Genomic DNA, 20168 nt, shown 5'->3' on the forward strand with positions numbered 1-20168 from the left:
CCTCATTTGTTGAGCGTTCTAACGTTCCCTCAACAAATGAGGGGGTTAAATTTTGCCCACAATAATTTTACTCATACATGATACATATGAAGTCCATAAATATAAATTGATCTTCGTTTTGGTGAATAAATAATTTTATTGTCTGTTGATATCAGAAATATAAAAATATTCACAAATTTAGAAGGAGTTTGTCTGAATTTGTGGAATAAAACAATGATGAAAGCGTTTTAATTAGATGGATGTATGTTTCAATAATTATCCAAATATATTGAACTGTATGCATATCTTACATTTGGAGGGAATTGAATGATTGGTATAAGTAAGTATAGTTACCTTCTTCCAACCTTCCGACTCCCATTTCAACAGATGGATGAATTTTTCGGGTCGAAAGGGAGGAAGGGGTGGAAATACGTGGCGTCTTTCGATGAAGACAGTGTAACTCTTGCCACGGAATCCGCAAAACGATTGTTAGGACCGGAAGGAGAAAAAGGGATAGATGCGTTATTTTTTGCATCAACAACCGCTCCTTATAGTGAAGGGCTACACGCGAATATTTTGGTCAAAGCGTTACAGCAATCGCCCCATATCCAAACGGCTGATTTTGCCCATAGCTTAAAGTCTTCCACTGCCGCACTTTATACTGCTTTTCAGATTGTTCGAGGTGAGAATGATAAGAAAGTATTAGTAACCGCTAGTGATTGCCGAGTAGGTAAAATAAATAGTTTAGAAGAAAAAGAGTTCTCCGATGGAGCGGTCTCTTTTTTAATGGAATCTGGAGAAGGGGTAGCGGTCGAACTTTTACATACGTATCAGTTGCAAGACCGGGACTTTTTCCAATGGAGAAAAGGAAATCATGTATATGTTCAACGATGGGAAGAACGTTTTGGCCAATACGTTTCCTCTCAACTTGTCCAACAAGCAGTAGCAGAATTTGAACAACAAACAAACATGTCACTTCACCACGCTAACCACATCATTGTTTCAGCCCCAACATTGAAACTACAGCAGCAACTCGAAAAACAACTTCGTATTCCTAAACAGCAACTTATGTATAAAGAGAATTTAGTTCTTGGTCATTTTGGATCAGCAAATGGTCCATTGTTGTTTTCACTTGCTCTGGAACAAGCGAAAAAAGGAGAAACAATCATTTGGATTCAAGTAGGGGATGGATGTGATATTTTCGCTTTTGAAGTGCATAAAGAAATAACACCTAATGGAATGAATCGTACCGTTTTACAAGATGAACGCTATTTTAAAGAAGTATCTTACGGTCAATTTTTAAAATGGAGAGAGCTTATTTTAGTTGATAAAGGAAGAAGACCTGATGCACCTATTCCCTCTGCACCGGCTTTAAAAAGAAACGAAGAAAAGGTGTATTCATTAGTTGGTTCAAAATGTCAAACCTGTGGACAAGTGAGTTATCCAAAACAACGCATTTGTAGCCATTGTTTTTCTAAAGACAAAATTGAACCCTATTCTTTTTACGGAAAGGATGGAACCATTCGTACGTATACTATTGACTACTTAGCAAGTTCACCTTCTCAACCAACGGTGTTTGCCGTGGTGGATATCGATGGAGGAGGGCGGATGTTGCTTCAATTAACTGATTGTGATCCTCATGAAGTCGAAATTGGAAGAAAAGTGACATTTACATTTCGACGTCTTTATGAAGCCGGTGGAATTATTAACTATTATTGGAAAGGAACATTAAAGCGGGGTGACAGAGTTGAAAAAATCGATACATGATCAAGTAGCCATTATTGGGATGGGGTGTACATCTTTTGGTGAGCATTGGGAGAAGAGTACGGATGACTTAATTATTGAAGCGGCAGCTGAAGCGATTGAATGTGCAGGCATAGAACCTTCTCATATTGATGCTGCCTGGATTGGAACGATGGATTCAGGATATGCAGGTATGACGTTGGCCACCCCCTTAAAAACCGACTATTTACCTGTCACCCGAGTGGAAAACATGTGTGCGACTGGTTCAGAAGCATTTCGAAATGCTTGCTATGCCGTGGCAGCTGGGGCTTACGATGTGGCATTAGTAGTAGGAGTTGAAAAGCTAAAAGATTCTGGTTATAGCGGTTTAGTTATTAATAGTCAGCCTGGTGATGGGACCTTTCCAAATATTACAGCACCAGGAGCGTTTGCACTGTTGGCCCCGTCCTATTTTCAAAAATATGGACTTGAGAAGAAACAAGGAAAAGAGGTATTGGCCAGGGTTGCCTGGAAGAACCACCAAAATGGAGCAAAAAATCCAAAAGCACAGTTTCAAAAAGAAGTTCCAATAGAAACCATTTTAAAAGCTCCTCTAGTGGCCGACCCATTAGGTGTGTTTGACTGCTCAGGAGTAGCAGATGGCGCTGCAGCGGCTATTGTCGTTCGAACCGAAGATGTAAACAAATTTAGCGGACGACCGATGTACGTCAAAGCATTGTCTGTAGCGGTAGGAAATGGGAATGGTCTTTTACAGTCCGATTATGATTTTACATATATTCGCGAAAATCAAAAAGCAGCAGCTGAAGCCTATCGACAAGCTGGAATTACAAACCCTTTGAAAGAGTTAGATTTAGCAGAAGTTCATGACTGTTTTACCCCAACTGAATTGGTGATTTACGAAGATTTAGGTTTTAGTGAACGTGGGGAAGGATGGAAAGATGTCCTTAATGGAAAATTTGATTTAAATGGTGTTTTACCTGTCAATCCAGATGGAGGGTTAAAATCGTTTGGACATCCAATTGGTGCGAGCGGTCTAAGAATGCTTTACGAAGTATATTTACAATTTTTTGAACGTGCAGGTAATCGCCAGTTACCTAATCCGAAATTAGGACTTACACATAATTTAGGTGGATACCCATGGCAATGTGTGTCTTTTATTTCAATTGTTGGAAAAGAGTTGACGTAAAGGAGGAAAATGATGGCACATCCTTATTTAACAGAAGAACATGAAATGTTTCGGAAAGCATTTCGGTCTTTTTTAAAAAAGGAAGCAGAACCGTTTTACGAACAATGGGAAGAACAACAATGGATTCCACGGTCTTTTTGGGAAAAGCTTGGAGAGTATGGTTATTTATGCCCTCAAGTAGACGAAAAGTACGGTGGAAGTGGAGCCGATTTCGGTTATTCGGTTGTCATCAATGAAGAACTGGAACGGATTGGTTCAAGCCTTGTAGGAGTTGGGCTCCATAACGATATCGTCGTTCCATATATTGAATCCTATGGTACTGAAGAACAAAAGAAAAAATGGCTCCCCAAATGTGTAACTGGAGAAATAATTACTGCTATCGCCATGACGGAACCAGGGGCGGGATCGGATTTAGCCAACATTCAATCAACCGCGGTAAAAGATGGCGATGAATACATTATAAACGGTCAAAAAACGTTCATCACGAATGGAATTCATGCCGATTTAGTCCTTGTGGCTTGTAAAACAGACCCAGGAGCTGTTCCGAAACATAAAGGCATTAGTTTAATTGTGGTGGAAGCGAACACACCAGGTTTTTCAAAAGGGCAAAAATTAAAAAAGGTTGGTCTTCATGCCCAAGACACGGCTGAACTTTTTTTTGATGAATGCCGCGTGCCACAAACCAATTTATTAGGAAAAGAAGGGGAAGGGTTTCGCTATCTAATGGAAAAGCTGCAGCAAGAGCGTCTCGTCGTGGCAATCAATGCCCAAGTTGCTGCAGAAGAGATGTTTGAGTTGACGTTAGAATATACGAAGCAACGAAAAGCGTTCGGACGCTCAATCTCCTCCTTTCAGTCAATTCAGTTCGAACTTGTCGAAATGAAAACGGAAATTGAAATTGGACGGACGTTTTTAGACCAACTTATTGCTGAACATATGGAAGGGAAAGATGTAGTGGCCAAGGTGTCAATGGCAAAATGGTGGATTACCGAATTAGCTAAAAAAGTAGCTTCTAAATGTATGCAACTACATGGCGGTTACGGATATATGGAAGAATACAAGATTGCAAGAAGATATCGCGATATACCTGTGGCTGCCATTTATGCTGGGACGAATGAAATAATGAAAACAATTATCGCTAAAAAATTAGGTTTATAGGATAAATAAAGGAGGGTAGACAGTGAAGGCAGCGACAACCAAAACGTTATATACCTTTGATTATACAATCGAACGTGGAAAAATTCGGGAATTTGCTCAAGCAATTGGGGATCCAAATCCAATTTACCACGATATCGAACGAGCAAAAGAAGAAGGATTCAAAGATATCCCCATCCCTCCGACATTTCCGACGGTCATGGAAATGTGGGGAGGCTTGGATTTTGATGGACTTATTCGTTTGCTTCAATTAGACCCATTACGTGTCCTCCATGGTGAACAAAGTTACGAATATCTTCAAGATGTTTGTGCGAATGAAACGTTACATGCAACCCTCCACTTAAAACAAACCATTGACAAACCGACGATGAAAATTTTTGTGTTGGAAACGACGTATAAAAACGAACAAGGAGAAACGGTTTTAATCGGTACGTCAACGGTTTTAGAACGAAAAGGAGGCGATAAACGTGACTGAACTTCATCAATTGTCACCGATTACAAAAGACCGACTCACTCATACCCAACTAGTGAAATACGCTGGGGCTTCGGGGGATTTTAACCCTATCCATACGGTCGTTCCGATTGCCAAACAAGCAGGATTTCCTGATGTTATCGCTCATGGCATGTATGTCATGGGGATAGCCGGTGAAGCGATTACCACCTGGTTTCCACGAAAGACGCTTCGTAAATTCAACGTCCGTTTTAAACGAATCACTTATCCTGGAGAAACGTTAACCGTTCAGGGTCAACTTACTGATAACAAGCTAGTAAACGGTGAAACTAGATTAGTAGGAAAAATCCAAGTGGTGAACCAAGAAGAAGAAATCAAATTAGAAGGATGGTTCGAAGTCGAAAAAGTAGAGGAGGAAGCTACATGTTAACGGATCAAGTAGCGATTATTACAGGTGCTGGACGAGGAGTTGGAAAAGCGACTGCATTACAAATGGCAGCTAATGGGGCCTGTGTCATTGTGTCAGATAAAGATCCGGAACCAGTTGAGGAAGTTGTTCAAGAGATACGAAATCAAGGAGGCTCGGCTTACGCCTTTGTAGGAGATGTGACGGCAAAAGAATTTCCGGAATCGATCATCGATTTTACCATCCAACAATGTGGACAACTAGATATTTTAGTGAACAATGCTGGATATACGTGGGATGGGATGATCCATAAAATGAGTGATGAACAGTTTCAAGCAATGTTAGACATTCATTTAATTGCCCCTTTCCGGTTGATTCGGGCGGCAGCTCCATATATGCGAGAAGCCGGCAAGAAAGATATCGAAAACGGAAAAACGACCTATCGAAAAATTGTCAACGTTTCATCTGTCGCAGGAGTGATGGGAAACGTTGGACAAGCAAACTATGCTTCAGCAAAAGCGGGGCTTATCGGTTTGACGAAAACCGTTGCTCGGGAATGGGGACCGTTTAATGTGAACTGTAATGCGGTGGCCTTCGGTTTAATTGATACACGACTAACACAAGCAAAAGAAAAAGGCGAAACAGTTAACGGAGTGTCAATCGGAATTCCAGAAAAAGTTCGATCGATGTTTGAACAATCGATTCCACAAAAAAGAGGAGGAACCGTCGAAGAAGCAGCAGCAGGCATTTTTTATCTATCTTCCCCATTATCTAACTATGTGAATGGCCACGTTCTTCACATTAATGGTGGCTGGTATACATGATGTTAAAAGGAGTTCGTATACTAGACTTTTCCACTTATTTACCTGGACCATATGCTGCATTACGGTTAGCTGATATGGGGGCAGAAGTGATTAAAATAGAGCCCCCAACTGGGGACCCTGCGAGGTCGTTAGCTGGTGGTTATGTGTTTACAGCTAATAATCGGAACAAACAAAGTGTAACCATTGATTTTCGAAACAAAGACGATAGGAAGAAATTATTATCACTTATTCCCACGGCCGATATCATCATTGAGAGCTTCCGTCCAGGTGTGATGGAAAAATGGGGGCTTCATTATAACCGTGTAAAAGCGTTGAATCACCATATTATTTACTGTTCCATAACAGGGTACGGTCAAGATAATTCAAATCGTCACTTAGGTAGTCATGATTTAAACTACTTATCACTATCCGGTCTGTTATTACAATTGAAAAATGACAACGGGAAACCGGTACACCCGACCTTTCCACTAGCTGATTATTTGGGTTCGTTAGTAGCTTGTGAGCGAATCATCGCTGCCCTTTATGAACGAGAACGAACGGGTATGGGGAGTTACTTAGATATTTCCATTTTAGACAGTGTTCTGTCATTATTAGGTACACACATCGCCTTTTATGAAGAATTACACCGTACGAACGGAATCCCATTTATCGACGGTTCGATCGTTTCTTATGGAATTTACGAAACGAAAGATGGACGATATGTTTCATTAGCTGCATTAGAAGAAAAGTTTTGGAAAAATTTCTGTGAGGCTATTAATAAACCGGAATGGATTCCTTATCATTTGTCTGTACGAACAGAAAAAAATCCTATTTATATTGAAATAAAAAATGTGTTTGCATCCCGATCTTGGGAAGAGTGGTTACAATTTTCTACGTCTGTTGATTGTTGCTTAACTCCAATTTTTGACCTCCCAGATGTACTTCAACATTCTTACCTTTATGAACGTCAACTGGTAGAACAAACATCAAACGGTAGAACCGTCATGAAAACGCACCGTCATGCTCAATATAAACCCGCACCAAAATTAAATCAAAATAAATTGTCATTCCATTTATTAAGGGAGGATGAATCCAAATGATGAACACCCCATTAATTTTAACATCTTTCATTCAACGTGCTGAAAGGTATTTTCCTAACAAAATGATTATATCGAGAACGCATGACAAGATTCACCGCTTGACGTATCGGGAATATATAAAACGTACACGGAAATTGGCAAGTGCCCTCACTTCCCTAGGAATGAAGGAAGGAGACAAGATTGGTACTTTTGCGTGGAATCATCATCGCCATTTAGAAGCGTATTTTGCTGTTCCTTGTAGTGGTGCGGTCCTTCATATGATTAATATTCGTCTTTCCCCAGAACACATTGCTTATGTCATTAATCATGCCGAAGATAAGTTGCTTCTTGTGGATGAAGACTTAGTTCCACTAATCGAACAAATCCAAGACAGACTTTCAACGGTTGAGGCTTACATTATCATGACTGATAAAGAGGAGCTTCCAAAGACAAAGTTACATCCAGCCTATTCTTATGAGGAACTTTTGAAAAAAGGGGACGAAACATACGCCTTTCGGGACGACTTAGATGAAGAGACTCCTGCAGGAATGTGCTATACATCAGCAACCACAGGTAATCCAAAAGGAGTGGTATATAGCCATCGAGGGATTTATTTACACAGCATGGCGTTAGGTTTAGCCGATTCTGTAGCCCTTTCGGAAAAAGATGTCGTCATGCCTGTAGTTCCGATGTTCCATGCGAATGCTTGGGGAATGCCGTTTGCCTCCGTATGGTTTGGAGCTACTCAAGTGTTCCCAGGACCACAAATGACACCTGCGATTATCGCTCAAATGATCCAAGACGAAAAAGTGACAATGACTGCTGGTGTTCCGACCATTTGGCTTGCGCTCCTTCAAACGTTGGAAAAGGAAAAATACGATATTTCTAGTTTACGAGGAATTGTATGTGGCGGTTCGGCTGCGCCTATTGGCGTTATCAAAGCGTTTGAAGAAAAATACAAGGTGCCATTTATCCATGGGTATGGGATGACCGAAACAAGCCCAATCGTTACGTTGTCAACCATTACGAGTGAAATGGAACAAGTGAAAGGTGAAGATCGATTCCGCTTATTATCGATGCAAGGGCTAGTCGTTCCAGGATTAGAGATAAAAGTCGTTAATGAACAAGGGGAAGTGCCTTGGGACGGAAAAACAATGGGGGAACTTATTGTACGAGGTCCTTGGATCGCAAACGAATATTACAAAGATGAACGGACAGAAGAAGCGTTCCGGGACGGTTGGTTATACACTGGCGATATCGCTACCATTAATGAATACGGTTATATCAAAATTACGGACCGAACAAAAGATTTAATCAAAAGCGGAGGAGAGTGGATTTCTTCTGTCGACTTAGAAAACGCTCTCATGTCCCATGAAGCGGTTTATGAAGCAGCGGTTATTGCTGTGCCACATGAAAAATGGCAAGAACGACCATTAGCGTGTGTCGTCTTAAAAGATGAGTATAAATCAACGATTAAAAAGGAAGATTTACTCCAGTACTTACAACCGCAATTTACGAAATGGTGGCTTCCTGATGACATCATCTTTATAGACGAAATTCCGAAAACATCGGTCGGAAAATTGTTGAAACGTGCCCTACGTGAACAATATCAAGATTATTATTATTCCGTTTCTGAATAATTAATGAATATATGAAGGGGGAATACGATGTATCCAACGATTGCCACATTGTTTGACCAAACAGTCCTTAAATATCCCAAAAAAGAAGCATTAGTTGATGTCACTAACAACCGAAGATGGACGTATGAACAGTGGCAAGATGATGTTCACCGGGTGGCTCATGCTTTGCTTGATGCTGGGGTTAAAAAAGGAGATCGTGTGTCAACGTTCTTGTTCAATGGAAGTGAATTTGCCACGACGTATTTTGCTTGTGCGAAAATTGGTGCTGTTATCAATCCGATCAACTTTCGCTTAAAGCCGAAAGAAGTAGCTTATATTTTACAAGACGCCCAACCTAAAATCGTTTTATTTGAACAGCCTTTAAAACCCGTAATAGATGCTATCTATGAAGAGTTTCCACACATTCAGTTTTGGTATATTCATCCAGATGCTCCTTCCTATGCGAAAAGTTATCATGAACTAATCTCCCTTTATCCAACTGAGGCTCCGAACGTATCGGTACAGGAAACAGATTTGTACGCGATTATGTATACAAGCGGAACGACTGGACGCCCCAAAGGGGTTATGCATCGCCATCGCGATATGGTCGAACAAAGTTTAATTTGTTTAGCGGCATTGAAATTATCACCAGAAGATCGAGGTCTTGTCATTGCACCAATGTTCCATTGTGCTGAACTTCATTGCTGTTTTCTTCCACGAGTTCAAGTAGGCGCATGTAATGTCGTTATGCATCATTTTGATCCAAAGCTAGTCCTGCAAACAATTCAAAACGAACGGATTACCATTTTCTTTGGTGCCCCAACGATGTGGAATATGCTCCTCCAAGAGGATATTCATACGGAAAACATTTCTTCCTTACGCCTAGGACTATACGGAGCAGCTCCGATGGCACCTGTACTTGTAAAAGCGATTAAAGAACGTTTAGGAATTGATTTAGTTCAAGCATATGGTCAAACAGAAATGGGACCTGCAGTTACATTTTTAAGTGAAACTGAACAACTTTCAAAAGCTGGTTCTGCCGGAAAAGCTTGTTTCAATCACGAAATTCGTATTGTTCGTCTAAGAGAAGATGGGCCAAGTGAACCGGATGATGTGCTTCCACCTGGCGAAGTAGGGGAAATTCTCGTCCGTGGTTCTTGTACGATGGTTGGCTACTACAACATGCCAGAAGCCACGGAAAAAGCACTATATAAAGGTTGGTACCATTCCGGTGATTTAGGATACATGGATGCTGATGGTTACGTTTACATTGCGGATCGGGTGGACGATATGATTATTAGTGGAGGGGAAAATATTTATCCTCGCGAAATTGAAGACGTGTTATACGAACATCCAAATGTACTAGAGGTAGCGGTCTTAGGGGAACCGCATGAAAAATGGGGTGAACAAGTAACGGCTATCGTCGTTCCGAAACACGAAGGACTAACCGCTGAAGAACTCGATGAATTTTGTAAAAACAGCGAGCGTCTAGCGGATTATAAACGCCCAAGAAATTATGTATTTGTCAAACATTTACCTCGAAATGCGAGCGGGAAAATTCAAAAGTTTCTCCTTAGGAAGCAATTAAATGAGCAAAAACCGCTCCATTCATTCGAATGAGCCAGTCACCTTCTGACTGGCTTTCTTTAATGGAAAAATATCCTATTTTATGATACTCTCAAATTATTAAACAAAAATCCTATATACGAATGATAAGGGCAGTGCTATACTAATGCACATACATATTTTTCTAACTTCGATGAGGTTTCAGCAAGGAGGGGAAGGTATGGGATCGATTCGTTCATCCCTGTGGACGTTAAAAAGTTTTTATTTGTTATCGTTTTTTGGTGTAGGAAGCTTACTTCCGCTTCTAAGTGTATATTTAAGTGAAGTGGAAGGATTGAACGGTTATCAAATTGGAATCATTATGTCGATGACACCGATTGTGACGATTTTCTTTCAACCCGTTTGGGGTATCGTTAGTGATGTGACAAAAGCTCCGACATTGGTATTGTTTTGGACTTCTTTACTGGCGGGAATAGCAGGATTAACGTTCTTATGGACGCATGATTACATGTTATTTGTCCTTATTGCTTTTTTTGTTGCATTATTTCAAAGCGCGATTGTCCCGATTTCTGATAGTATTTCTATTCAATTTGCCCACCGAACAAACGTGAAATATGGAAGCATTCGCTTGTATGGTTCTTTAGGATTTGGGTTAGCGGTATTTTTCATGGGTCGACTAGCCGAAACAACTATTGGATTATCGGTTATTTTTTATGCTTTTTTTATTTCTTTAGCGATTTCAGCTGTGATTGCCCGCTTTGCCCCAAAAGAAACATCAGCAAAACGGGGGAAAATTACGGCGGGAATGAAAGAACTCCTAAACCAAAAAAAGTTTTCCTTGTTTCTTCTTATTACCTTCTTACTCTTTGGACCTAATTTGGCAAACAACTTTTATTTTGGTTTATTTGTCGAAGACCGTGGGGGGACGTTTACCGGTATTGGTATTGCTTTCCTTATTGCGGTATTATCAGAAATTCCATTTATGAAAGTTTCTGGTTCATGGATTATGCGCTGGGGTCTTTTACCCATTGTTCTTGTATCCGGTTTTATATCTATGATCCGATGGTTTTTATACTTTACGGAACCAAGTCTTACGGTTATTTATTTGTCAGCTGTACTTCAAGGATTTTCTCTTGGATTATTTATTCCTGCCGGTCTCCAATATATTCGAGAAATTACTCCAGCTCATATTGCCACCACAGGTGTTACTCTTTATTCAGCAATTGGAAACGGGTGTGGGAACTGGTTTAGTACGTTTTTAGCCGGTATTATTTTTGAAAAATTTCATATTTATATGGTTTATTTCTTTTTTGGAATTTTAACGCTAGTTAGTGTTTTATTAACGGTTTACCTTATTCGGTTAGAACGTCAAAGTCAAAAAAGAATATCAAAGGTGGCTCTTGTATCCAAAAAATAACAACTACATACGAGGAATTATTTATAAGATTTGTCCTTTTGGAGGAGAGATGAAACATTGTGGAAAGGACTGCGTGGTCTACTCATTCTCGTACTTTTTTTTGAGGGGGGAAATTGGTTTGCTCATGCTCTACAACTACCTGTACCTGGTAGTATCATCGGGATGATGTTGTTCTTTTTACTCATGGAATTAGGAATTATTTCTGTTCATTGGGTGGAAGAGATGGCTCAATATCTATTAAAACATTTATCCTTTTTCTTTCTCCCAATAACAATTGGCATTATGAGTATGGGAGATTTATTAGTAAGTAAAGGATGGAAGCTACTTCTCATTTTAATGATCAGTACTTTTTTTGGATTTATCGCATGCGGATGGACGGTGCAATGGTTCGTTCGAAAAAAGGGGAGAAGTATGGATGGACAATCAGCTCAGCGCTACCATTCTTAGTCTTCTTATTACCATTTTCGCTTATAGATTCTCTCGCTGGCTTGGGAGAAAAACAAACCATCCTTTATTTACTCCGATTTTACCCGCAACGATCATTGCTATATGGATGTTAACTACTTTGGAGATTTCTTATGAAGAGTACGAGTGGACATACAAAGGAATTACGTATTTATTAGGACCCGCTACACTTGCCTTGGCTGTTCCATTATACCACCATTGGCCAACGATTCGAAAATACTTTCTTCCTTCACTAATAGGAATCATTGTTGGAAGTACGGTTACATTACTGGCCGCGATTACTTTAGCCCATCTTTTGGGAGTAGAACAAGAGCTCTCCTTACCGCTTTTACTCAAATCGATAACGACACCTGTTGCAGTGGAAGTTGGTAAAATCATTCATCTAAATCCAACCCTTATTGCTTTTTATGTAACTGTAACCGGGATGACAGGTGCGGTTTTTGGGGGATGGTGGATGAAATGGGCAAGAATTACCGATCCGCTCGCTCGAGGACTCTCTTTTGGAACGATTTCTCACGGGATTGGAACGAGCGAAGCGGTAAAAGAAGGGGAATTACAAGGAGCTGTATCGGCTGTGTCGATGGGAGTAGCTGCTGTCTTAACTGCCTGTTTGATACCCGTTATCATTTCTTTCATTAATAGTTAAGGAAAGGAAAGATTAAAAATGTCGGTCACAACAAAAAAATTAGCCGCACCGTCTGTACTTCCTGTTTACGGGATTTTATTTGCCATCAGTTCCGGTCATTTTATCAATGATACGCTCCAAGCAGTTGTACCAGCGATGTTTCCGATATTAGAAAAAGAATTACAATTAACGTACACAGAAATTGGTTGGATTGCGTTTATGTTGAATATGACATCATCCGTTTTGCAGCCCGTATTTGGATATTTTGCCGATAGAAAACCGAGCCCGTTTTTATTACCAATAGCCATGTTGTTCAGTATGATAGGCGTATTAGGGTATGCGATGTTTCAGCATTTTTTATTTTTATTACTTGCCGTGATGTTTATTGGAATGGGATCAGCCATTTTTCATCCAGAAGGTTCACGGGTTGCTTATATGGCAGCGGGGAATCGGCGTGGTTTTGCCCAATCGATTTACCAAGTAGGAGGAAATACGGGCCAATCGTTAGCACCGATCATTACTGCGTTCATCCTTGTTCCATTGGGGCAAAAAGGGGCTGCTCTTTTCATGCTTGTAGCTTTGCTAGGTGCTATTATTTTGTACCGTGTTTCTTTATGGTACCGTAAACAAACCATGCATAGTAGAATAAAGCCGAAACATCAAACTTCAAAAACACGATTAAGCCATATTCCGCATCTGGTTAAAGGGGCAATTGCCTTATTGATTTTTCTTGTATTTGTCCGTTCTTGGTATGGTGCGGCGATATCAAACTTTTATCAATTTTACTTAATTGAAGATTACGGGTTATCAATACGAGAGGCACAAATTTACGTATTTATATTTATGTTCGCGAGTGTGATCGGTACGTTTATCGGCGGTCCGATAGCCGATCGAATTGGAAAACGTACTGTGATATTCGGGTCATTATTAGGTGGGGCTCCATTTGCCCTTATGTTACCTCACGTACCGTTAATTGGGGTTATTCCCGTTGTGTTTTTATTAGGAATTATCTTGTTTTCAAGTTTTAGTGTCACCGTTGTTTACGCACAAGAGTTGGTCCCGAGAAATGTTGGGATGGTGTCAGGATTAATTGTTGGATTAGCGTTTGGTATGGGGGCCATTGGAGCAGTGTTCTTTGGTGGAATGGCCGATGCCTTTAGCATTCGGACCGTCATGGTTGTTAGTAGCTTTTTACCGTTATTTGGTTTATTGACTTGGCGCCTTCCATCAGATCATACCATCCGTTCGTGGTATCAATAAAATACGGAACGGATTCGCTCAGGAATCCGATCCGTATTTGATTACTTTTTGTTACTTTTAAGCAGAGAAGAAACGGCAAATAAGCGGCTGCCTCCAAGTGTTAAGACAATGGCTAATCCTAAAAGAGCTAAATCAAGCTCGTATCCAGGCATTTGTCCGTTTCCGAAAAATCCTATCGAAAACTTCACCGTAACGATCGCGCCAACCATCACCAAGCCTAGTAGCGCTGCAGAATATTGAACGAATAAACCTAGAATAAGAGCAAGACCAGCGACTGTTTCAACAATGGCGGTAGCATAAGCAAAGAAGCTGGGTAATCCAAAATTTTCTGTAAACATATTGACAACCAAATCCAGCATTTTAAATTTTTGAATCCCGTGCGCTAACATCGTACCCCCTAAAATGAGACGAGCAAGAAATAATCCCCATTCAAGTCGCCGACTCATCTTCCATCACTCCTTTAAAAGAATTTGTTTTCATTACCATAAATATGACAGAATCCTTGTTTATAATTATGGGACATTACTGTTAAAAAACGAAAAAAGTCTGCCTTTAGTCGTTAGGCAGACTTTTATATTAACATGATTGTTCTAAAACAGCGAAGAAGAAGGGCTTAATTTTAGACTATTTGCAACCATATTCATACTGTTTGTACCAGAATAACAATTTCAGGAGAATGGTTCCTCGATTCATGTGAACGAAAGGAGTGAATGTCTGAAGGTCTGATTGGTTTTATACTGTACTTTATGAGGATAAAAATGGTTAAGACAATTGATTAATCTTCTTTTTTGGATAAGCAACGTTCACATTCAATAAAATGTGATTCCATTTTTTCTTTAATAACTTCCCCGCATTGTACACAAATTTTCGTTACCATACGTTTTTTCAAATGAATCTCCCCCTTAATGTTATATTACAGAATATTATAATTAATGTTGTTATATAACACAATATGTAAAACAAAGAAAATTGTGAAATTTTTTAATTTTTTTCGTTGAAATGGACGATGGTTTTAAGAAGAGCGTATGAATAATGAAGTAATCCACAATTAGATGTAATCACAATTCATCTTCAAAAAGCATAGGGGAAGAAACGATTACTTAGTCATACGATTCTAACGTTATAAAAAAACTTGCTAGTATGTTAGCTGGATTATATACCAAAGTCAAACAATCATAGGTAAAGATTTTCGATAGAGTTGGTAAGAAACTCCCACCTCTAAAGAATGTGTAGGTGGGAGAGGTTCATTAAAAAGCTTATTTCCAATGTTTTTCAATAAATTCATCCCGACCAGATTTTGCACGGTCTTCTTTATAAGCTTTCGGATTCTTTTTATAAAAGTGTTGATGATATTCTTCTGCAGGATAAAAGGTCGAAGCAGGTAAAATTTTTGTTACAATTGGTTTGTTAAACCGTCCGCTTTCTTCAATTTGTCGTTTCGATTCTTCAGCTAATTGTCTTTGTTCTTCCGTATGATAAAAAATCGCTGTACGATATTGCGGGCCACGGTCATGGAACTGTCCGCCATCGTCTGTTGGGTCAATTTGCGGCCAATATAATTCAAGAAGTTTTTTGTATGGAAATATTTCAGGATCATATGTAATTTGCACCGCTTCGTAATGACCCGATTCACCTGACTTTACTTGTTCATATGTAGGATTTTCAACATGGCCACCTGTATAACCAGAAACCACCTCGTGAATTCCAGGCAGTTCATCAAACGGTTGAACCATACACCAAAAACATCCTCCAGCAAATGTGGCTTTTTGTAGTGAACTCATCGATATATATACCTCCTTGTTTTCGGTATTTTACAGTATTTCACTATATTAAAGTTTATTATATTACGGATAACAGATGTAAATCTATTATTTTGATATATACCCGGTATGTAACTTTTGAAATTGCCCTCGGGTAAGTAACATCCCTATAATAGCCATGTAAACTATTTTTCTAAAAACTATGCTTTTCGTTTCCCAATTAAATATCCATCTCCCCCTACCTAAATAAAAAACAAGCTGAAGGGTCAGCTTGTTTAACGAACAGTAAAGGTAGCTGTTCTTGGATACGTTTCATCATAACAGGTTAACCATACTGTTAAAGTATACGTGCCAGGTTCGAGGTCAAAGGACATCGTATGGGTAAAAGATTTGCCAGGGGCGAGTTTCAACATTCGAACGGCTTGGGTAAACATCTTGCCATCGGAATATCGTTCGATTAGTTCACCATTTTCATTCCGAAGTTCATGCTCGAATGTTTGACCAGTCGGAAATGTAAATGGAACATACTTTTCGGATTGATTTTTGACTTCATACACAAATTGAATGGGGGATGAAATAGTTAGTTGAGTAAGTGTCGCTTCAATATCTCCAGCGACCTTCTCAGAAGATTCATTCATTGGATTCGTTTCCTCCTTGTCTAGCGATTGACAGCCAACCATAATCCATAAAACGAGATAAAAAAACATCCATTTTTTCATTGTTTCACCTCAAAAGGTAAGACGAATAAACTTCACATTAGTCACCTTCCTTTATCACATTTATTCCTGAATGAAGATAAACATATTATATGACGTCGTACGCTCGCAAAATTCGTAAGTATTGTAACGTTAATATGCCTTGCCATTCTTTTTTGGCTTGTAGCCACTCTCTTTCAAATTGGCCCCACGACCATGTTGGTTCCCAATGCCCTTCTGCTTGTTGAGTTTCCTGAATGTATTTGAGATTAGAAGGAATGTATTCTGAAACGAGTTCATAAAAACGGGATGTAGGAGTAGGTGCAATTTGTATCGGTTGTAAACTATACGTGTCCCATTTAGTAGGATTTGTTTCCACACATGCTTTTATCATTGGAGTTAATTGTACTTCTAATCGTAGTTGCCATTTTGATGCGAGTTTGTCCATTAACCGTAGGAAACATAAGAGTTCGTGAAATTCGTAGTTTTCTAATGAATAAAGGTAGTCTTCCACAAAAGGAAGCATGGATTCAGCCCATGTTCGATCCTCTTTTGTTCCGTATGTATAAAAGTAACCAATGATTTCAGCTGACGGATTTCCCCAATTTACGATTTCCTCTCGGTAATTCCACCAAGGCGCACGAGGGGCTTCATTTACATCTTTTGGTACAGACAGCCATCCGTTCAAATCTGCTTGATACGTTTTTCTCAAATAATTGAGAGCGTTTTCAATAATTAGATCAGGCTTTTTGTCTAAAAGATCGAACATTTGAAAGGCAATTGTTGTTGCCATGGGAGAAGAAGTAGAACACCGAAAATCTGGTTCTAATGCGTGGCCAAATCCGCCGTTTTTGTTTTGATAACGTTTTAACGTGTCAATAACCGTTTGAACAGAACCGCTTTCAAATAAATAGTGGAAAAGAGCTTGTTCGACCAGTCGGGCATTATTTTCAATAAATGATTTTCCTTTTTCATAAATCGTGGAACTCATTCGATCACCTCATATCATTATTTCTTACATTTATTATACATGAATGAATTGTTAAAAAGCGGAAACGGAATGGAATAAATAAGTAGTCATATAGAAAAAAGGTGAGTTCTACAAATATATACTCACCTTTTTGACGGGTATAGACGTATAGATTGAATCACCTCGTATAACGATTTGCATAACTAAAGGCGGTGTACGATTCCGGTTTGATCCTGGCATCCATACCCATAGCTGTTATTCGCCCGACCATGTCTTGAATTAATTCTTTCGTTAACCCTTTTCGTCCGATGTCTAAATGAATTTCTATCGTTAAAGAAGCTCCTTTTTTTTCATACGGTACAATTAGTTCAGATAAACTTAATAAATGATCATCAGTAAATAGATAAGCAATTTCCTGACTAAGGGACGTTTCAAGGGAAATTTTTTCACGGATGCTATCGATTGGACGAGGAATGATTAGCTTGCGAATACATCCCCACGCTCCTTTCCCTTTTCGATGAAGATGGATGGCGGTGATAAACCGTGTCTCTTTTTGATACGTTTGGGAATCAGAACCAATGGAGAGAACGTAGCAAGCGGTAGGATCCTGTAAAATAAATGACTGAATTTTTTGAAAAACGACATCAAATGTCATTACACCGTCACTCGTATTTGTAAAATTATACGAATTCATAGAATCGCTCCTTTTTAGAAAAATGCTATTAAGCTCTCATGTTGTCCTTATATTATTGTATGCAAAATAAAGAGGGGGGATGAACGGTATGGGAAAAAGCGCTACCTAAAAAGGTAACGCTTAATTTCGTTTCAACTAAAAATAAAGTTTCGCAACGGGGCAACAAGGTCTAAGTACGTCTAAGGTATTCGAAAATCAGACAGACGCACAGTAAGGAAATTGATTGATCGATGATGAAAAAACGAAGGTCAAAAAGCTCACATCCACCACAAAAAATTTACAACCGGAGCTTTGGGACCGACAATTTCTTCGAATCCTGACCGCTAGTGCTGTTTTAGAAAGGTTAACAGGCATGTACGAAAGGGGTACACCCAATCCTAACACCAAGATAATAGGTGATCATGTATTAAAGAATCATTTCATTAAATCAATTGATGAAAACGATTTTCCTGGTAATTTTCAAACCAATGAATGACATGGTCGATGATAGTTCTCGAAGCATTCGGTCTGTACATAGACGCAAGTGATTGTTTCATTTGTTGTTGTTTTTTTGGATCCTTTATCACACGCAGAATGGTTGGGAGTAAGTCTTTTCCTGAAGAAACGATCACAGCTGCACGTTTTTGTTCAAAGTATCGGGCGTTTTCTTGTTCTTGACCAGGAACAGGTTTATATAGGATAAGTGGAGTGGTTGTGGCAGTGGCTTCTGTTAGTGTGATACCACCCGGTTTCGTTACCATCACTGTAGACAAGCGGAATAATTCATCGATTTGTTCTACAAATGGAAACACCCGCAGTCGATGTGGATAAAGGCGTTGTAAAGATGATAATTCCTCAGAAAGTTTTGTATTATGGCCACACACGACAACTATTTGTACGTCCGTTTCATGAATGAGTTGTTTACATGTTCGCTTCACATGTTTTAACAGCCCCTGTGCCCCGGCCAAAATCGTCACTATAGGATTGTTAGGAGACAACTTGTATCGTTTATATAAAATGTCCGAAGAAATAGGGAGTTCGAACGCAGGGCGAATTGGGATACCGCTAACAATAATTTTGTCACGGGGTACATATTTTTGAGCCAAGGCTTCCTTTAGTTTAGGCGTTGCAACAAAATACCGATTAATATAAGGATGAACCCACATTTTATGCAGACAATAATCAGTTAGTACATTAAAAATCGGAAGTTGAAAACCGGAATATTGACGAAACTCTGGAACGACCATTAATGGAAACGTATTAATGATCATGTCCGGACTTTCTGTTTGTATGAGTGTTAATAATCGTTTGCGACCTACGTAATAATACCATTTCAATAACCGATGGTCGTTCCATTTATCAAGGCTATAGTAGAACATTTTATAAAGCGGTTGTCCATACGAAAAACATTTTAAATACAAATATTCCGTCATTTGGGTTAAAAAGGGATATGCTTCAGCTAATAAATTGGATACAGTAACTTGTGAAATTCCTTGGTATTTAGCTTCTTGACAAAGCGAATTGGCTACTTGAATATGCCCCGTTCCGAAACTAGCCGTCAAGATAAGAATGCGAGGTTCTCTCAACACGTTCCCCCCCTTTTCCGTTATTACTTTTAAAGGTACCATATTTTTGTTAGGGAAAAATCAGGACAAGTTTTAGTATTTGAAAAAGATGTTAAAATTATGTAAAAAGTTCTATGTAGGTAAAATGATAAATGCTGATGGATAAAAGAACTTAAAAAGCTGACGTACATCAGAAAATGGTGATGTACATCAGCCGTAGAATCAAAATACATCCATTTTTATTTCTGTTTCCAAATTTCCATTATCGCACGTACGATTTCAACGCCTTGATAAAGAAATAAGTCAACTGCAGTTAATGAAAATGCGACGATAAGAAAATAGCGAATCCACATGATTCGTCCCTCCTTATTTTCATATTTCATTTGGAAGGACAATACAAACCACATTTCTCGATTGATAAAAGACGGCTAATAAAAAGTGAAAACGTAAATAAACAAATAACGGAATAAAAATAATAAAAAAGCAAGAATGGACAAGGCAAATAATACATATATCAGGGGTAATCGTAAAATCATCGGTTGTATCAAGTGTATTTTCAGAAAGGCTAATTAAAGTTTCTTCAAAGTCATACAGTATAGGGGTGAATGTGAATGAGCTGTCATAAGCAGAAACCAGATGGTATGAGATTAGGAAATGTATGAACCAGAATAACATTACGATTCACCCCTTTGTTAATCATTTTATCTATAAAACTCGTTAAATTCATTAAACAGTTACAGTAATTTTATGC

20 protein-coding genes are annotated in these 20168 nt (G+C 39.1%); 13 read left to right on the plus strand and 7 right to left on the minus strand.

Annotated elements, in window-relative coordinates:
* Positions 1-306: 306 nt before the first annotated feature.
* The 13 genes from H0Z31_13845 to H0Z31_13905 all read left to right on the plus strand — a co-directional run bounded on the left by H0Z31_13845 (position 307) and on the right by H0Z31_13905 (position 13754).
* Complete coding sequence (locus H0Z31_13845) at positions 307-1746, plus strand: hydroxymethylglutaryl-CoA synthase family protein (GenBank protein MBO8178514.1); 1440 nt, start codon at positions 307-309, stop codon at positions 1744-1746.
* Positions 1727-2908, plus strand: a complete 1182-nt coding sequence (locus H0Z31_13850; protein MBO8178515.1) for an acetyl-CoA acetyltransferase — start codon at positions 1727-1729, stop codon at positions 2906-2908. Before H0Z31_13845 ends, H0Z31_13850 begins: the two co-directional genes overlap by 20 nt.
* A 12-nt stretch (positions 2909-2920) precedes the next feature.
* Positions 2921-4066, plus strand: a complete 1146-nt coding sequence (locus tag H0Z31_13855; protein ID MBO8178516.1) for an acyl-CoA dehydrogenase family protein — start codon at positions 2921-2923, stop codon at positions 4064-4066.
* A 22-nt stretch (positions 4067-4088) separates the two neighbouring features.
* On the plus strand, positions 4089-4538 hold the full coding sequence (locus H0Z31_13860) for a MaoC family dehydratase N-terminal domain-containing protein (GenBank protein ID MBO8178517.1): 450 nt from the start codon (positions 4089-4091) through the stop codon (positions 4536-4538).
* The gene (locus tag H0Z31_13865) at positions 4531-4944 is read left to right on the plus strand and encodes a MaoC family dehydratase N-terminal domain-containing protein (protein MBO8178518.1); all 414 of its coding nucleotides are present in this window, start codon (positions 4531-4533) and stop codon (positions 4942-4944) included. Before H0Z31_13860 ends, H0Z31_13865 begins: the two co-directional genes overlap by 8 nt.
* Positions 4938-5744 (plus strand): SDR family oxidoreductase, encoded by an 807-nt coding sequence (locus H0Z31_13870; GenBank protein ID MBO8178519.1) that lies wholly within the window; start codon positions 4938-4940, stop codon positions 5742-5744. Before H0Z31_13865 ends, H0Z31_13870 begins: the two co-directional genes overlap by 7 nt.
* Positions 5741-6823 carry a CoA transferase gene (locus H0Z31_13875; protein MBO8178520.1) on the plus strand — a complete coding sequence of 361 codons (1083 nt, stop codon included), beginning with the start codon at positions 5741-5743 and terminating at the stop codon, positions 6821-6823. The genes H0Z31_13870 and H0Z31_13875 overlap by 4 nt, the downstream gene beginning before the upstream one ends.
* Positions 6820-8442, plus strand: coding sequence for a long-chain fatty acid--CoA ligase (locus H0Z31_13880; protein MBO8178521.1), 1623 nt, complete (start codon positions 6820-6822; stop codon positions 8440-8442). Before H0Z31_13875 ends, H0Z31_13880 begins: the two co-directional genes overlap by 4 nt.
* Positions 8443-8469: 27 nt before the next feature.
* Positions 8470-10041: a fatty acid--CoA ligase gene (locus H0Z31_13885; GenBank protein MBO8178522.1), complete on the plus strand. Its 1572-nt coding sequence runs from the start codon at positions 8470-8472 to the stop codon at positions 10039-10041.
* A gap of 166 nt (positions 10042-10207) precedes the next feature.
* A complete protein-coding gene (locus H0Z31_13890) occupies positions 10208-11404 on the plus strand; it encodes an MFS transporter (protein MBO8178523.1) in 1197 nt (398 codons plus the stop codon).
* Between the two features lie 57 nt (positions 11405-11461).
* Positions 11462-11851 carry a CidA/LrgA family protein gene (locus H0Z31_13895; GenBank protein ID MBO8178524.1) on the plus strand — a complete coding sequence of 130 codons (390 nt, stop codon included), beginning with the start codon at positions 11462-11464 and terminating at the stop codon, positions 11849-11851.
* Complete coding sequence (locus tag H0Z31_13900) at positions 11820-12515, plus strand: LrgB family protein (protein MBO8178525.1); 696 nt, start codon at positions 11820-11822, stop codon at positions 12513-12515. The genes H0Z31_13895 and H0Z31_13900 overlap by 32 nt, the downstream gene beginning before the upstream one ends.
* An 18-nt stretch (positions 12516-12533) precedes the next feature.
* Entirely contained in the window at positions 12534-13754 is a 1221-nt protein-coding gene (locus H0Z31_13905; protein ID MBO8178526.1) for an MFS transporter, read from the plus strand.
* A gap of 41 nt (positions 13755-13795) precedes the next feature.
* Here the strand turns inward: H0Z31_13905 and H0Z31_13910 are convergent, their stop codons facing one another.
* The 7 genes from H0Z31_13910 to H0Z31_13940 form a co-directional block, all read right to left on the minus strand.
* On the minus strand, positions 13796-14200 hold the full coding sequence (locus H0Z31_13910) for a DoxX family protein (protein ID MBO8178527.1): 405 nt from the start codon (positions 14198-14200) through the stop codon (positions 13796-13798).
* 329 nt (positions 14201-14529) lie between these two features.
* Entirely contained in the window at positions 14530-14631 is a 102-nt protein-coding gene (locus H0Z31_13915; GenBank protein ID MBO8178528.1) for a YhfH family protein, read from the minus strand.
* A gap of 379 nt (positions 14632-15010) precedes the next feature.
* A complete protein-coding gene (gene msrA / locus H0Z31_13920; protein ID MBO8178529.1) occupies positions 15011-15535 on the minus strand; it encodes a peptide-methionine (S)-S-oxide reductase MsrA in 525 nt (174 codons plus the stop codon).
* 254 nt (positions 15536-15789) lie between these two features.
* Positions 15790-16233 (minus strand): hypothetical protein, encoded by a 444-nt coding sequence (locus H0Z31_13925; GenBank protein ID MBO8178530.1) that lies wholly within the window; start codon positions 16231-16233, stop codon positions 15790-15792.
* 85 nt (positions 16234-16318) lie between these two features.
* The gene (locus tag H0Z31_13930) at positions 16319-17200 is read right to left on the minus strand and encodes a hypothetical protein (GenBank protein ID MBO8178531.1); all 882 of its coding nucleotides are present in this window, start codon (positions 17198-17200) and stop codon (positions 16319-16321) included.
* Between the two features lie 157 nt (positions 17201-17357).
* Positions 17358-17873: a ribonuclease H-like YkuK family protein gene (locus tag H0Z31_13935; protein MBO8178532.1), complete on the minus strand. Its 516-nt coding sequence runs from the start codon at positions 17871-17873 to the stop codon at positions 17358-17360.
* Positions 17874-18295: 422 nt separating this feature from the next.
* Entirely contained in the window at positions 18296-19438 is a 1143-nt protein-coding gene (locus tag H0Z31_13940; GenBank protein ID MBO8178533.1) for a glycosyltransferase, read from the minus strand.
* Between the last annotated feature and the right edge of the window lie 730 nt (positions 19439-20168).

Origin of the sequence: Bacillus sp. (in: firmicutes), from assembly GCA_017656295.1 — a bacterium.
Taxonomy (GTDB): Bacteria; Bacillota; Bacilli; order Bacillales; family JACDOC01; genus JACDOC01.

Excerpts from the sequence above, each read along its gene's own strand:
- H0Z31_13890 (MBO8178523.1), top strand. The coding sequence starts at position 10,208 with ATGGGATCGATTCGTTCATCCCTGTGGACGTTAAAAAGTTTTTATTTG.
- H0Z31_13870 (MBO8178519.1), top strand. The coding sequence starts at position 4,938 with ATGTTAACGGATCAAGTAGCGATTATTACAGGTGCTGGACGAGGAGTT.
- H0Z31_13900 (MBO8178525.1), top strand. The coding sequence starts at position 11,820 with ATGGACAATCAGCTCAGCGCTACCATTCTTAGTCTTCTTATTACCATT.
- H0Z31_13880 (MBO8178521.1), top strand. The coding sequence starts at position 6,820 with ATGATGAACACCCCATTAATTTTAACATCTTTCATTCAACGTGCTGAA.
- H0Z31_13910 (MBO8178527.1), bottom strand. The coding sequence starts at position 14,200 with ATGAGTCGGCGACTTGAATGGGGATTATTTCTTGCTCGTCTCATTTTA.
- H0Z31_13845 (MBO8178514.1), top strand. The coding sequence starts at position 307 with ATGATTGGTATAAGTAAGTATAGTTACCTTCTTCCAACCTTCCGACTC.
- H0Z31_13905 (MBO8178526.1), top strand. The coding sequence starts at position 12,534 with ATGTCGGTCACAACAAAAAAATTAGCCGCACCGTCTGTACTTCCTGTT.
- H0Z31_13935 (MBO8178532.1), bottom strand. The coding sequence starts at position 17,873 with ATGAATTCGTATAATTTTACAAATACGAGTGACGGTGTAATGACATTT.
- H0Z31_13875 (MBO8178520.1), top strand. The coding sequence starts at position 5,741 with ATGATGTTAAAAGGAGTTCGTATACTAGACTTTTCCACTTATTTACCT.
- H0Z31_13925 (MBO8178530.1), bottom strand. The coding sequence starts at position 16,233 with ATGAAAAAATGGATGTTTTTTTATCTCGTTTTATGGATTATGGTTGGC.
- H0Z31_13855 (MBO8178516.1), top strand. The coding sequence starts at position 2,921 with ATGGCACATCCTTATTTAACAGAAGAACATGAAATGTTTCGGAAAGCA.
- H0Z31_13885 (MBO8178522.1), top strand. The coding sequence starts at position 8,470 with ATGTATCCAACGATTGCCACATTGTTTGACCAAACAGTCCTTAAATAT.
- H0Z31_13915 (MBO8178528.1), bottom strand. The coding sequence starts at position 14,631 with ATGGTAACGAAAATTTGTGTACAATGCGGGGAAGTTATTAAAGAAAAA.
- msrA (MBO8178529.1), bottom strand. The coding sequence starts at position 15,535 with ATGAGTTCACTACAAAAAGCCACATTTGCTGGAGGATGTTTTTGGTGT.
- H0Z31_13930 (MBO8178531.1), bottom strand. The coding sequence starts at position 17,200 with ATGAGTTCCACGATTTATGAAAAAGGAAAATCATTTATTGAAAATAAT.